The organism is Aeromicrobium sp., assembly GCF_050700635.1.
GTDB lineage: Bacteria > Actinomycetota > Actinomycetes > Propionibacteriales > Nocardioidaceae > Aeromicrobium.
In genome coordinates this window covers 1-12,132 of sequence record NZ_JBOHDT010000105.1, presented here as the reverse complement: position 1 = coordinate 12,132, position 12,132 = coordinate 1, and the positions used below count along the sequence as shown (strand labels likewise).

The 12,132-nt window shown below is 69.8% G+C and carries 11 protein-coding genes, 1 tRNA gene and 2 pseudogenes; 13 read left to right on the top strand and 1 reads right to left on the bottom strand.

Going from position 1 to position 12,132, the window contains the following annotated elements:
* The 11 genes and pseudogenes from ACRDPN_RS08340 to ACRDPN_RS08290 all read left to right on the top strand — a co-directional run.
* Positions 1–426, top strand: a pseudogene (locus ACRDPN_RS08340) (preprotein translocase subunit SecA); the annotation flags it as partial.
* Between the two features lie 250 nt (positions 427–676).
* Positions 677–1,402: a 50S ribosomal protein L25/general stress protein Ctc gene (locus ACRDPN_RS08335; RefSeq protein ID WP_431446956.1), complete on the top strand. Its 726-nt coding sequence runs from the start codon at positions 677–679 to the stop codon at positions 1,400–1,402.
* Complete coding sequence (pth, locus tag ACRDPN_RS08330) at positions 1,399–1,965, top strand: aminoacyl-tRNA hydrolase (protein WP_431446955.1); 567 nt, start codon at positions 1,399–1,401, stop codon at positions 1,963–1,965. Before ACRDPN_RS08335 ends, pth begins: the two co-directional genes overlap by 4 nt.
* The gene (gene mfd, locus ACRDPN_RS08325) at positions 1,962–5,471 is read left to right on the top strand and encodes a transcription-repair coupling factor (RefSeq protein ID WP_431446954.1); all 3,510 of its coding nucleotides are present in this window, start codon (positions 1,962–1,964) and stop codon (positions 5,469–5,471) included. Before pth ends, mfd begins: the two co-directional genes overlap by 4 nt.
* A gap of 30 nt (positions 5,472–5,501) precedes the next feature.
* Positions 5,502–6,149 (top strand): hypothetical protein, encoded by a 648-nt coding sequence (locus ACRDPN_RS08320; RefSeq protein ID WP_431446952.1) that lies wholly within the window; start codon positions 5,502–5,504, stop codon positions 6,147–6,149.
* A complete protein-coding gene (locus ACRDPN_RS08315; protein ID WP_431446951.1) occupies positions 6,149–6,832 on the top strand; it encodes a MazG family protein in 684 nt (227 codons plus the stop codon). The genes ACRDPN_RS08320 and ACRDPN_RS08315 overlap by 1 nt, the downstream gene beginning before the upstream one ends.
* Before the next feature lie 72 nt (positions 6,833–6,904).
* Positions 6,905–8,182 carry a phosphopyruvate hydratase gene (eno, locus tag ACRDPN_RS08310; protein WP_431446950.1) on the top strand — a complete coding sequence of 426 codons (1,278 nt, stop codon included), beginning with the start codon at positions 6,905–6,907 and terminating at the stop codon, positions 8,180–8,182.
* Between the two features lie 163 nt (positions 8,183–8,345).
* Positions 8,346–8,747 (top strand): FtsB family cell division protein, encoded by a 402-nt coding sequence (locus tag ACRDPN_RS08305; protein WP_431446949.1) that lies wholly within the window; start codon positions 8,346–8,348, stop codon positions 8,745–8,747.
* A complete protein-coding gene (locus ACRDPN_RS08300; RefSeq protein ID WP_431446948.1) occupies positions 8,744–9,244 on the top strand; it encodes a DUF501 domain-containing protein in 501 nt (166 codons plus the stop codon). Before ACRDPN_RS08305 ends, ACRDPN_RS08300 begins: the two co-directional genes overlap by 4 nt.
* Positions 9,245–9,270: 26 nt before the next feature.
* Positions 9,271–10,185, top strand: a complete 915-nt coding sequence (locus tag ACRDPN_RS08295) for an exopolyphosphatase (protein ID WP_431446947.1) — start codon at positions 9,271–9,273, stop codon at positions 10,183–10,185.
* Positions 10,182–11,096, top strand: coding sequence for an NAD(P)-dependent oxidoreductase (locus ACRDPN_RS08290; RefSeq protein ID WP_431446946.1), 915 nt, complete (start codon positions 10,182–10,184; stop codon positions 11,094–11,096). Before ACRDPN_RS08295 ends, ACRDPN_RS08290 begins: the two co-directional genes overlap by 4 nt.
* Here ACRDPN_RS08290 and ACRDPN_RS08285 read toward each other — a convergent pair.
* Positions 11,089–11,841 (bottom strand): VOC family protein, encoded by a 753-nt coding sequence (locus ACRDPN_RS08285; protein WP_431446944.1) that lies wholly within the window; start codon positions 11,839–11,841, stop codon positions 11,089–11,091. The two genes, ACRDPN_RS08290 and ACRDPN_RS08285, sit on opposite strands and share 8 nt — an antisense overlap.
* A 22-nt stretch (positions 11,842–11,863) precedes the next feature.
* Here ACRDPN_RS08285 and ACRDPN_RS08280 point away from each other — a divergent pair.
* Positions 11,864–11,938, top strand: a tRNA-Leu gene (locus ACRDPN_RS08280).
* Positions 11,914–12,132, top strand: a pseudogene (locus tag ACRDPN_RS08275) (hypothetical protein); the annotation flags it as partial. The gene ACRDPN_RS08280 and the pseudogene ACRDPN_RS08275, both read left to right, overlap by 25 nt.

Here is a 12,132-nt window from a genome sequence, read left to right as displayed (position 1 = left end):
TACGAGATGGACTACCTGCGCGAGGGCATCGGCCTGCGGGCGTACTCGCAGCGCGACCCGCTGGTGGAGTACCAGCGAGAGGGCTTCGACCTCTTCACCGCGATGATGGACGCGATCGCCGAGGAGTCGGTGGGCTTCCTGTTCAACCTCGACGTACAGGTCGAGGCGGCCGAGGCCGAGGCCCCGGCTGCGTCGGTCGGTGCCCAGCCCCAGCTCAACCTCCAGGCCAAGGGTCTGCAGCAGCGCAAGGCCCAAAACCTCTCCTACTCCGCTCCCAGCGAGGGCGGCGAGGTCGAGGTCCGTGGCGAGGGCGCGGCCGACGCAGGCGACACGGATGCCCAGGTGCGGCAGCATCAGGCCAACGTCAAGAACAAGGCCCGTCAGAAGGCCAAGCAGCAGCGGAAGTCGCGCAAGAAGAACCGCTGAGCGAAGCACAACGGAACGCGGTTCGGATTGCGCCACTCGGCGGTCGCATGAAGACCCTGGTCTCATCCGATTTCCGCTGGCGTGAGGGCCTGGGCTAGACTTCCGGAGTTGCCTCGGCGAGGGCCGGGACTCAGGTCCCAGGCCGTGATCGACAGGGCGCTCCACCGCTGAGTGCCGTGTCGAGCGCCTCGATCCCCACCGCGGCACAGCCCGAACCACACAGACGAGCACTTCCGAGGAGCATCAACCCGTGGCCGAGATCAAGATCGCCGCCGAGAGCCGCACCGAGTTCGGCAAGGGCGCCGCCCGGCGCATCCGCCGCGACGACAAGGTGCCCGCCGTCTTGTACGGCTCGGGCATCGACCCCACCCACATCACGCTGCCAGGCCACGACCTCGCCCTGGCGCTGAAGAACTCCAACGCGCTGCTCTCGATCTCCGTCGGCTCCGACACTCATCTCGCGATCCCCAAGCAGGTCCAGCGCGACCCGCTCAAGGGATTCATCGAGCACGCCGACCTGCTGATCGTCAAGAAGGGCCAGAAGGTCACCGTCGACATCCGCGTCCACCTGGTCGGTGAGGCCTCGCCGGAGGCGCTCGTCGTCACCGAGAACTCGACGATCTCGGTCGAGGCCGAGGCCACGCACATCCCGGAGTGGGTCGAGGTGTCCGTCGAGGGCCTCGACGTCGGCGCCCAGATCCACGCCGTCGACCTCGACCTCCCGTCCGGAAGCACCCTGGCCATCCCCGAGGACTGGCTCATCGTCAACATCATCGCCGCCCCGACGGCCGAGGAGATCGAGGCGGAGCTGGAGGAGGCCGAGGCCGAGGCCGGTATCGAGCACGACCTCTCCGACGAAGAGATCGAGGCCGCCGCCGAAGCCGAAGAGGGCGAAGAGGCCGAGGGCGAGGCTGCCGAGGGCGAGGAGCCCGGCGAGGGCAGGTCCGAGGACTCCAAGGACTCCGAGGACGAGTGACCTGGTTGGTCGTCGGGCTCGGCAACCCGGGCCCGACGTACGCCGCCACCCGGCACAACGTCGGCTACCTCGTCGCCGACGTGCTGGCCGCACGCATGGGCGGCACCTTCAAGTCCCACCCGTCGAAGCGAGCTGACGTCGTCGAGGGTCGGCTCGCCGATGAGCGTGCCGTGCTCGGTCGCTGCCGCTCGTACATGAACGAGAGCGGCGGCCCCGTCTCGACGCTCGGGTCCTACTACGACGTCGAGCCCGACCACCTCGTCGTCGTCCACGACGAGGTCGATCTGCCCTTCGGTGGACTGCGGGTGAAGTTCGGCGGGGGCGACAACGGCCACAACGGGCTACGCAGCGTGCGTCAGTCGCTGGGCTCCGGCGAGTTCTTCCGGGTTCGCCTCGGCGTGGGCCGACCGACCGGTCGCCAAGGCGTCCACGAGTTCGTGCTCAAGCCCTACTCATCCGCCGAGCGCAAAGAGCTCCCGGTCTACGTCGAGGAGGCCGCCGACGCCGTCGAGAGCCTGGTGACGCGTGGCCTCGAAGCCACGCAGGGCGCGTTCAACCGGTGAGCACCTCCACCGCCGACATCACGGCTCCGCTGGCCCCGCTCGCCGGGCTCCTCGAGGCGGATCAGAGCGTCGCGCGGTTCGTCGGCCGAGGAGGCGTTGACGAACTCACGCTGCAGGGACCCGAGTCGCTTCGTCCTTTCGTCTCGGCCGCATTGTCTCGCGCCGAGTCCGTCCTCGTCGTCACGGCCACGGCGCGAGAGGGCGAGGATCTCGTCGCCGAGCTGAGCGACCTCATCGGTGCCGACTCGGTCGCCTACTACCCGGCGTGGGAGACGTTGCCGCACGAGCGGCTCTCACCGCGCTCGGACACCGTCGGCCGGCGACTCGCCGTGCTGCGGCGCCTCGTCCACCCTTCGACAGGCTCAGGGAGCGGGGGAGGGCCGCTGAAGGTCGTCGTGGCCCCGGTGCGTTCGCTGTTGCAGCCCCAGGTCAGGGGGCTGGCCGACCTCGCGCCGGTCGCCGTGTCGACCGGCAGTGACCATGGCCTCGAGGATCTGGTCCGCGACCTTGCCGCTGCCGCCTACGTCCGCGTCGACCTGGTCGAGCGCCGGGGTGAGTTCGCGGTGCGTGGTGGCATCATCGACGTCTTCCCGCCCACTGAGGAGCACCCGCTGCGGCTGGAGTTCTGGGGCGACACGGTCGAGGAGATCAGGCGTTTCGCGGTCGCCGACCAGCGTTCTCTTGACGCCGTCGAGGAGCTGTGGGCGCCGCCGTGCCGCGAGCTGCTGCTCACCGACGAGGTTCGGTTGCGCGCGGCCAAGCTGGCGGGGGAGCACCCGTCGCTGCGCGAGCTGTTCACGAAGCTGGCAGACGGCCACGCCGTCGAGGGCATGGAGTCATTGGCCCCGGTGCTGTTCGGCGACATGGAGAACCTCGTCGATCTTCTTCCGCCGTCGTCAACGGTGCTGCTGTGTGACCCGGAGCGGATCCGCGCTCGTGCCCACGACCTCGTCGCCACCAGCGAGGAGTTCCTGCAGGCGTCGTGGGCCGCGGCGGCCACCGGAGCCGAGGCACCGATCGATCTGGAACCAGCCGCGTTCCGCACGCTCGACGAGGCTCACGACGACACTCGCAAGCTCGGACACGCCTGGCTCGGCCTCTCACCCTTCGGGCTCGACGACGAGTCGCCGGGCACTGATGTCGTGGCCACGCCGGCCTACCGAGGCGATACGGAGGCGGCTCTGACCGACATCCGCGACTGGCTGTCAGCGTCGCGACACGTCGTGATCGTGGTGCCCGGCCACGGTCAGGCGCAACGCACCGTCGAGTGGCTGGCCGAGCACGACCTTCCCGGATCGCTCGAGACCGAGCCATCGGCAGGAGTGGTGCAGGTGCTGTGCGGTGAGCTCGGCCACGGACTCGTGCTGCCGTCCATCGACCTCGTGGTGCTCACGCATGACGACCTCGTCGGTCAGCGGGCGGCCGAACGGGTCGAGCGCAGCAGCATGCCGTCGCGGCGTCGCAAGCAGGTCGACCCGCTCGAGCTCGCAGCCGGTGATTTCGTCGTCCACGAGCAGCATGGCGTCGGGCGCTACGTCGAGCTGGTCAACCGGACCGTGCACGGAGCCGCCCGCGAGTACCTCGTCATCGAGTACGCGCCCGGCAAGCGTGGGCAGCCGGGCGACCGCCTGTTCGTGCCGATGGACCAGCTCGACCAGGTCAGCCGCTACGTCGGCGGTGAGCATCCCAGCCTCGACAAGCTGGGTGGCTCCGACTGGAGCACGCGCAAGAGCCGAGCGCGCAGGGCCGTGCGGCAGATCGCCGCCGAGCTGATCAAGCTCTACGCCGCGCGCCAGGCCACCAAGGGCCACGCCTTCGGCCCCGACTCTCCGTGGCAGGCCGAGCTCGAGGACGCCTTCGCGTTCGTCGAGACGCCCGACCAGCTCGTCACCGTCGACGAGGTCAAGCGCGACATGGAGCGCACGGTGCCGATGGACCGGTTGGTCTGCGGCGACGTCGGTTACGGCAAGACCGAGATCGCGGTGCGGGCCGCGTTCAAGGCGATCCAGGACGGCAAGCAGGTCATCCTGCTCGTGCCCACCACGTTGCTCGTGCAGCAGCACTACGCCACGTTCGCCGAGAGGTTCGGTCAGTTCCCGGTCAACATCCGGCCACTCTCCCGGTTCCAGAGCGACCGTGAGTCCAAGGAGACGCTCGCCGGGCTGGCGGACGGCACCGTCGACCTCGTCATCGGCACTCATCGGCTTCTGCAGCCTGGCATCCGCATCAAGGACCTCGGCCTGGTGATCGTCGACGAGGAGCAGCGATTCGGCGTCGAGCACAAGGAGGCCCTCAAGCACCTACGGGCCGCCGTCGACGTGCTGAGCATGTCCGCGACACCGATTCCGCGCACGCTGGAGATGGCCGTCACCGGCATCCGTGAGATGTCGACCATCGCGACGCCGCCGGAGGAGCGTCACCCGGTGCTGAGCTTCGTCGGTGCCTACGACGAGAAGCAGATCACGGCCGCCGTCCGGCGCGAGCTGCTGCGCGAGGGCCAGGTGTTCTTCATCCACAACCGGGTGCAATCGATAGAACGCGCAGCAGCTCGCCTTCGCGAGCTGGTCCCGGAATCAAGGGTTGCGACCGCACACGGGCAGATGAGTGAACACCAGTTGGAGACGGTGATGGTCGACTTCTGGGAGAAGCGCTTCGACGTCCTGGTGTGCACGACGATCGTCGAGTCCGGACTCGACGTCTCCAACGCCAACACGATGATCATCGAGCGTGCCGACACCCTCGGTCTCTCGCAGCTGCACCAGCTGCGCGGGCGGGTGGGCCGCGGTCGCGAACGGGCGTACGCCTACTTCCTGTACCCACCGGAGAAGCCGCTCACCGAGACGGCCCACGACCGGTTGGCCACCATCGCGCAGCATTCCGAGCTCGGCGGCGGCATGCAGGTCGCAATGAAGGACCTCGAGATCCGTGGAGCCGGCAACCTGCTCGGCGGCGAGCAGTCCGGCCACATCGCCGAGGTCGGGTTCGACCTCTACGTGCGGCTGGTCGGCGAGGCGGTGTCGGAGTTCCGTGGCGAGGGAGCGCCGGAGCGCGAGGTCAAGATCGAGCTGCCGATCGAGGCGCACCTGCCGCACGACTACGTGCCCAGCGAGCGCTTGCGCCTGGAAATATATCGCCGCCTGGCGGCGTCGATATCCATGGCTGAGGTTCAAGAGACGAGGGCTGAGCTCGTCGACCGCTACGGCGAGCCGCCGGCCACGGTCGAGACGCTGCTCGAGGTCGCCCGGCTCCGCGTCCGCATCCGTGCGGCCGGCCTCTCCGAGGTCACCACCGCCGGCTCGAACGTGCGGTTCGGCGGGGTCACGTTGCCGGAGTCGTCCCAGCTCAGGCTGCGGCGCATCCACCCGAAGAGCATCTACAAGGTGGCCGCTGAGGTCGCGCTCGTGCCTCACCCGCGCACGTCTCCGGTCGGAGGCGTCCCGCTGCGCGACCGCGAGCTCCTGGAGTGGACCCGCACCGTCGTCGACACCCTCGTCCCACCCGCCTGACGTGGCATGGGCCGTGGGTAGGGTGTCGCCATGAAGCTGCGCGTCCTCGGGCACGTCTCCCTCGTCGCGGCCGGGGCGGCCATGCTGCTCGCCGGCTGCGGATCGGCTCAACCAGGTGCGGCGGCCGTCGTCGGTGACACCACGATCTCGATGGGTCGCGCCGATGACACTGCCGTCGTCTACTGCAAGCTCACCCTGCTTTCGGCGCCCGAAGGCACCCCGGTCAACAACGCCGACGTCCGCCGGCAGGCCGTCACCGACCTCGTCTTCGGTGTGGTGGCGCGCGAGATGTCTGCCGAGGCGAACATCGAGCCCAACCCCTCGACCTATGAGATCTCGCCGTCCCAGCGCAAGGAGATCGCGGCCGCGTTCCCCGAAGACGAGGTCGACGCCGTGGTCGACGCCATCGAGGACTCGCAGCACACGTTCGCCATCGCGCAGCTGCTCGGAGCGGAGGAGCTCGACGAGCCGAACGCGAATCCCGAGCAGGTGCGTGATGCCGGGTTCCAGCTGATCCAGGGCGAGCTCGCCCGCCGCGACGTCCGGTTCGACCCACGTTTCGCGATCGGGTCGGACGGCCAGCAGAACGCTCCGACCGGGTCGCTCTCGGTGCCCGTCGAGGCACCGGAGCCGTCCGACGTGAAGGAGCTACCCGCCACGCAGCGGTGCTCTGGCTGATGCGCATCCTGGTCGTCAGTCCGCGCGTCGCCCCCGGCGTGCTGACGCTCGAGGCGTGGGACGCCCTCCGCGGCGCCGCCCGTGTGCTCTCGGCCGAGGACGGCCCGCACGTCCAGGCCATCCGGGCCGCGGGCATCGACGTCGCGATCGCTTCGGATCGTCCGGACGCCGGAGACGACGTCGTCTGGGTCGCCCCGCCCGGCGACCTCCAGTGGGCCCGCGACGTCGCCGACTCCCTGGTCGGCGGTGACGGCGCACCCGTGGAGGTGGTGCTTGGCTCCTACGACCTGCCGGGAGCCCGGTTGCTCGACCTCGTCGACGTGATGGGCCGGCTGCGCCGCGAGTGCCCGTGGACGAAGCTCCAGACGCACGAGTCCCTCGCCCCCTACGTCCTGGAGGAGGCCAAGGAGACGTTCGACGCGCTGGAGTCCGGCGACACCGCGCACCTGCGCGAGGAGCTGGGAGACCTGCTGATGCAGGTCGTCTTCCATGCCGCCGTCGCCGCTGAAGGGACGCCGGACGACCCCCACGGGTGGGACGTCGACGACGTCGCCGCCGACATCACCGCGAAGCTGATCCGGCGCAACCCACACGTCTTCGCTGACGGTGACGCGACCACGCCCGAGGAGGTCGACGCCACCTGGCAGCGCATCAAGGCTGCGGAGAAGGGTGAGCGCCGGTGAGCCGGACGGGGATCTCAGACCGGCCCCATTAGGCTGATCCTCGTACCTCTTCCGGTCGAAGGAGAAGCATTCGTGGCCAGCATCGAAGCCGTCGGAGCCCGCGAGATTCTGGACTCGCGCGGCAACCCCACCGTCGAGGTGGAGGTGGCCCTCGACGACGGCACCATCGGGCGCGCGGCCGTCCCGTCCGGTGCTTCCACCGGACAGTTCGAGGCTGTCGAGCTGCGCGACGGCGGCAAGCGCTACCTCGGCAAGGGAGTGCGCAAGGCCTGCGAGGCCGTCAACACCAAGCTGGGCCCCGCCCTTGCCGGCTTCGACGCCGACGACCAGCGCGCCATCGACCATGCGATGCTCGCAGTCGACGGCACCGACAACAAGGCCAAGGTCGGCGCCAACGCGGTCCTCGGCGTCTCGCTCGCCGCGGCCAAGGCCGCTGCCGAGTCGGCCCGGCTGCCGCTGTTCCGCTACGTCGGCGGACCGAACGCCCACCTCTTGCCGGTGCCGATGCTGAACATCCTCAACGGTGGCGCCCACGCCGACTCCAACGTCGACGTCCAGGAGTTCATGATCGCGCCGATCGGAGCACCGTCCTTCGCCGAGGCGCTGCGCCAGGGCGCCGAGGTCTATCACGCGCTGAAGAGCGTGCTCAAGGCTGACGGCTTGACCACCGGTCTCGGCGACGAGGGCGGTTTCGCGCCCGACCTGTCGTCCAACCGGGCCGCGCTCGATCTCATCGCCAAGGCGGTCGAGGAGGCCGGTCTCACACTCGGCACCGACATCGCGCTGGCCCTCGACGTCGCGGCCTCCGAGTTCTGCGAGGCGGGCGACTACACGTTCGAGGGTGTGTCGAAGACGTCTGCGGAGATGGCCGACTACTACGCCGATCTCGTCAAGTCGTACCCGATCGTCTCGATCGAGGACCCGCTCGACGAGGAAGACTGGGACGGCTGGACCACTCTGACCGAGGCCATCGGCGACCAGGTGCAGATCGTCGGCGACGACCTCTTCGTCACCAACGTCGAGCGTCTCGGCCGCGGCATCGACGAGGGCGCCGCGAACGCGCTGCTCGTCAAGGTCAACCAGATCGGTTCACTCACCGAGACGCTCGACTCCGTCGACCTCGCGCACCGCAGCGGGTTCGCCTGCATGATGAGCCACCGTTCAGGCGAGACCGAGGACGTCACGATCGCCGATCTCGCGGTCGCCACGAACTGCGGCCAGATCAAGACCGGAGCGCCGGCCCGGTCCGACCGCGTCGCCAAGTACAACCAGCTCCTGCGCATCGAGGAGCTGCTCGGCGGCTCAGCGGTCTACGCAGGAGCGTCCGCCTTCCCGCGGTTGGTCCTCTAGCCCCATGGCCTCCCGCACGGCTCCCTCACGCGGTCCCGGCCGGGCGTCGTCGCGGCGCCCCTCCGGGTCGTCCACTGCGAGTCGGCGGCCGGAGGGTGGGGGCCACCCGCGTCCGGCGCCCAAGCGCGGACGGCAGGGGCCGCGTTTCACCACGCGCGCCGTCGTGCTCCTGTCGGTGGTCCTGCTCCTGGTCGCCTCCTACACGTCCGCGCTGCACGCGTGGTGGGAGCAGCGCGGCGAGATCCAGTCGGCCAAGGCCGAGATCATCATGCGGCGCGACGCCATCATTCAGCTCAACGACACCAAGGCACGTTTCAACGATCCGGCGTACATCAAGCAGCAGGCGCGGGCCCGGTTCGGGTGGGTGATGCCCGGAGAGGTCGGCTATCGCGTCATCGGCAGCGACGGATCGGTGCAGGGCGACGTGCCGACGCTCGACGCACCGCCGACGGCGCAGGAACGTGAGTGGTACGACACGCTCTGGGGGAGCGTGGAGCAGGCCGGCAAGGAGCCTGCGAAGCCCAAGCCCGTCGCCGATCCGGACGAGGTGCTAAGGAAACGGTGAGCGCCTCCGCAGCCGATCTCGAGGCGGTGGCCGAGCAGCTCGGACGACCGGCTCGAGGCATCGTCGGCGTTGTCTCCCGCTGCCCGTCCGGGCATCCCAACGTGGTCAAGACCGAGCCGCGGCTGCCCGACGGCACGCCGTTCCCGACGCTGTACTACGTCACGTGCCCGCGGTTGTCCGGTGCAATCGGCACCCTGGAGGCGTCCGGGCTGATGGCGGAGATGAGTGTCCGACTTTCGACTGACCCGGGTTTGGCTGATGCGTACGCCAAGGCGCACTTCGCCTACCTCGCTGAGCGTGAGGAGCTGGGGCACGTGCCGGAGATCGACGGAATCTCCGCCGGTGGCATGCCCACCCGGGTCAAGTGCCTGCACGTGCTCGTGGGCCACTCCCTCGCCAAGGGCCCGGGCCTCAATCCGCTGGGCGACGAGGCCGTCGGACTCCTCGGCGACTGGTGGGGTGGGACCGAGTGCGCTCCCACCTCGGACCTCTCCTGACGTACGGCGCCGTTACTCTCGAAACCATGCCCCGTGACCGCGTCGCCGCGATCGACTGTGGCACCAACTCCATCCGCCTGCTCGTCGCCGACATCACGGACGGCACGATGACCGAGCTCGTGCGGGAGATGCGCATCGTCCGGCTCGGGCAGGAGGTCGACGCCACCGGACGCCTGGCCTCGGGGGCGATCGAGCGCACCCTCGGGGCCACGCGTGAGTACGCGGAGCTGATCGTGATGCTGGGCGCCGACGAGGTCCGGTTCTGCGCCACGTCGGCCGCCCGCGACGCCGAGAACGCCGACGAGTTCGCCGACGGCGTCGAGTCGATTCTCGGGGTGCGGCCGCAGGTGCTCAGCGGCGAGGAGGAGGCGCTGGCGTCGTTCATCGGTGCGACCCGCGGTCTCGACCCACACCGCGCGCTGGTTGTCGACATCGGGGGAGGCTCCACCGAGCTCGTGGTCGGCGACGGATCGGACGTGGAGTGGTCCACCTCGCTCGACATCGGCTCGGTGCGGCTCAGCGAGCGCTTCCTGCCGAGCGACCCGCCACCTGTCCGCGAGGTCACGACGTGCATGAACCACCTCGACGTCGTGCTGGCGCCGGCTGTAGCCGGGCTGGAGCCGGTCGAGTCCGTCGTCGGGGTCGCCGGAACCGTCACCACGGTCGCGGCCCACGCGCTCGGGCTCCCGTCATACGACCGCGACGCCATCCACGGTGCCCGGCTGTCAGTCGACGATGTCCGAGGGGCGTGCTTGTCGCTGGTACAGATGTCGGTCGCCGACCGGCGCGCGCTGCCGTTCATGCACCCGGGTCGTGCCGACGTCATCGGCGGCGGAGCCCTGGTCCTCGACCGGGTGCTCGAGCAGCTGCCGCTCGACACCGGCACGGTGATCGTCAGCGAGCACGACATCCTCGACGGCATCGCCTGGGGTGCGGTGTGACGCTTCGCATCAGCCTGCCGGACCAGCGAACTCTGGCGCGGTTCACCGACCTTGTCGACGTCGATCTCGTCGAGTGGGACTTCGCGAGCCCACTGCCCGACGGCGACCCGATCGACCTCGCCGTGCGGCCGTACGTCCTGCAGGGCGACCTGAGTCTGCTCGACCCCACCCGCGTGCGCGCTGTGCAGACCCAGACGCTCGGCTATGACGACGCGGTCGGGAACGTGCCCGACGGCGTCACCTGGTGCAACGCGGTCGGGGTGCATGAAGGATCGGCGGCCGAGGTGGCCGTCGGCCTGCTCATCGCCGCACTGCGGGGATTCGACGAGTTCGCGCGGGCGATGCCGGAGGGCAGGTGGGTTCGCGGCTGGAACCACGGCCTGCTGGGCTCCCGCGTCCTGCTGCTCGGGTACGGCGGCATCGGCACCGAGATCCGTGCTCGGCTCGACGGATTCGGCGTGGAGCTCGTCCGGGTGGCGCGCACCGCCCGCAGCGACGACCACGGTGACGTCCATGGCATCGACGAGCTGTGGTCGCTGCTGCCGGACGTCGACGCGGTCGTGGTGGCCGTGCCCTACGGGCCAGACACGCATCACCTCGTCGACGACGCGTTCCTCACCGCGATGCGGCCGGGCGCACTCATCGTCAACGTCTCTCGCGGCAAGGTCGCCGACACCGATGCACTCGTCCGTCACGCGGCCAGCGGGCAGGTATGCGTCGCGTCCGACGTGTGGGACCCCGAGCCCTTGCCGGCCGACCACCCGCTCTGGACGACGCCCGGCGTGTTCGTCTCGCCGCACGTCGGCGGTGCCGTGACGACGATGCACGACCGTGTCGAGGCCCTCGTGCGCGCGCAGGTCGCGCGTCTGCAGGCCGGCGAACCGCTGATCAACGTCGTCGACGTCAGCTGAGAGGCGGCAGCGTCCCAGTCGTGGGGTCTCGCTCGGTGACGCAGTACGCCAGCCCTGCGGGGTCCCGCAGGACCGTCCATCGTGGGTGCTCGTGAACGTGCGCGGCTCCGAGGGAGCGATGGCGCACGACCTCGGCGATCGGGTCTGTGCTCGACAGGTCGAGGTGGGCCCGTACGGGTCCGTCGTCGGAGTCGAGTCGCTGCAGCAGCAGCCTGATCGGCTGACCGTCGGGACGCTCGAGGCTGCTGAACTCCGGGAAGCGTCCCGCGGTGTGCTCCCACCCGGTGAGCCGGGCCCAGAACGCGGTCTCGATCTCGTGCAGGGGGCCTGGAATGTCGAGACAGACCTGGTCGACGATGCTCGAGCCGCCCCACCACGGCACCGGCGTGGGTACTGCGGCGCCGGCCGGATGCCCGACGACGCAGAACGTGAACCCGCCGGGCGAGGTCATCACGACGTGGTCGCCGCGTTGCCTGACGGTCGCGCCGTGGCCGGCGGCGTGCTCGACGTAGCCCGCCACGTCGTCGGTGTGCAGGTCGAGGTGGATTCCGCCGGACCCGCCCTCGACGCGCTGGACCTTCAGGTAGGGGTCTCCGTCACGCGGGACGAGGGTGGCGAACTCCTTGCGATCACCGCGCGGTTCCGACAGTCCACTGCCGGTGACGGCCTGCCAGAACTCCGTGCCGGCGTCGAAGGAGTCCGCCGGCAGGTCGAGGAAGGCCGTGATCCAGCGGAGTTCAGCCATACGCCGAGACTAGGCTGGCGGCGCTCCCGTAGCCCAATCGGTAGAGGCGGGCGGCTTAAAACCGTCACCAGTGTGGGTTCGAGTCCCACCGGGAGCACCGGGATCGGCACATACTGGAGCGCGAACCTGTCCGCGCCTGACCCGGCCCTCGATCCGTGGTTCGCGCGCGAGCTGCTGCGGCTGCAGCATGCGGCCTACCGAGCCGAGGCCGCGCTCGTCGGGGACGACCGGATCCCGCCCCTTCAGGACGACGACGTCACGTTGCCGGCCTGGCGCGGTCGCTACCTGGTG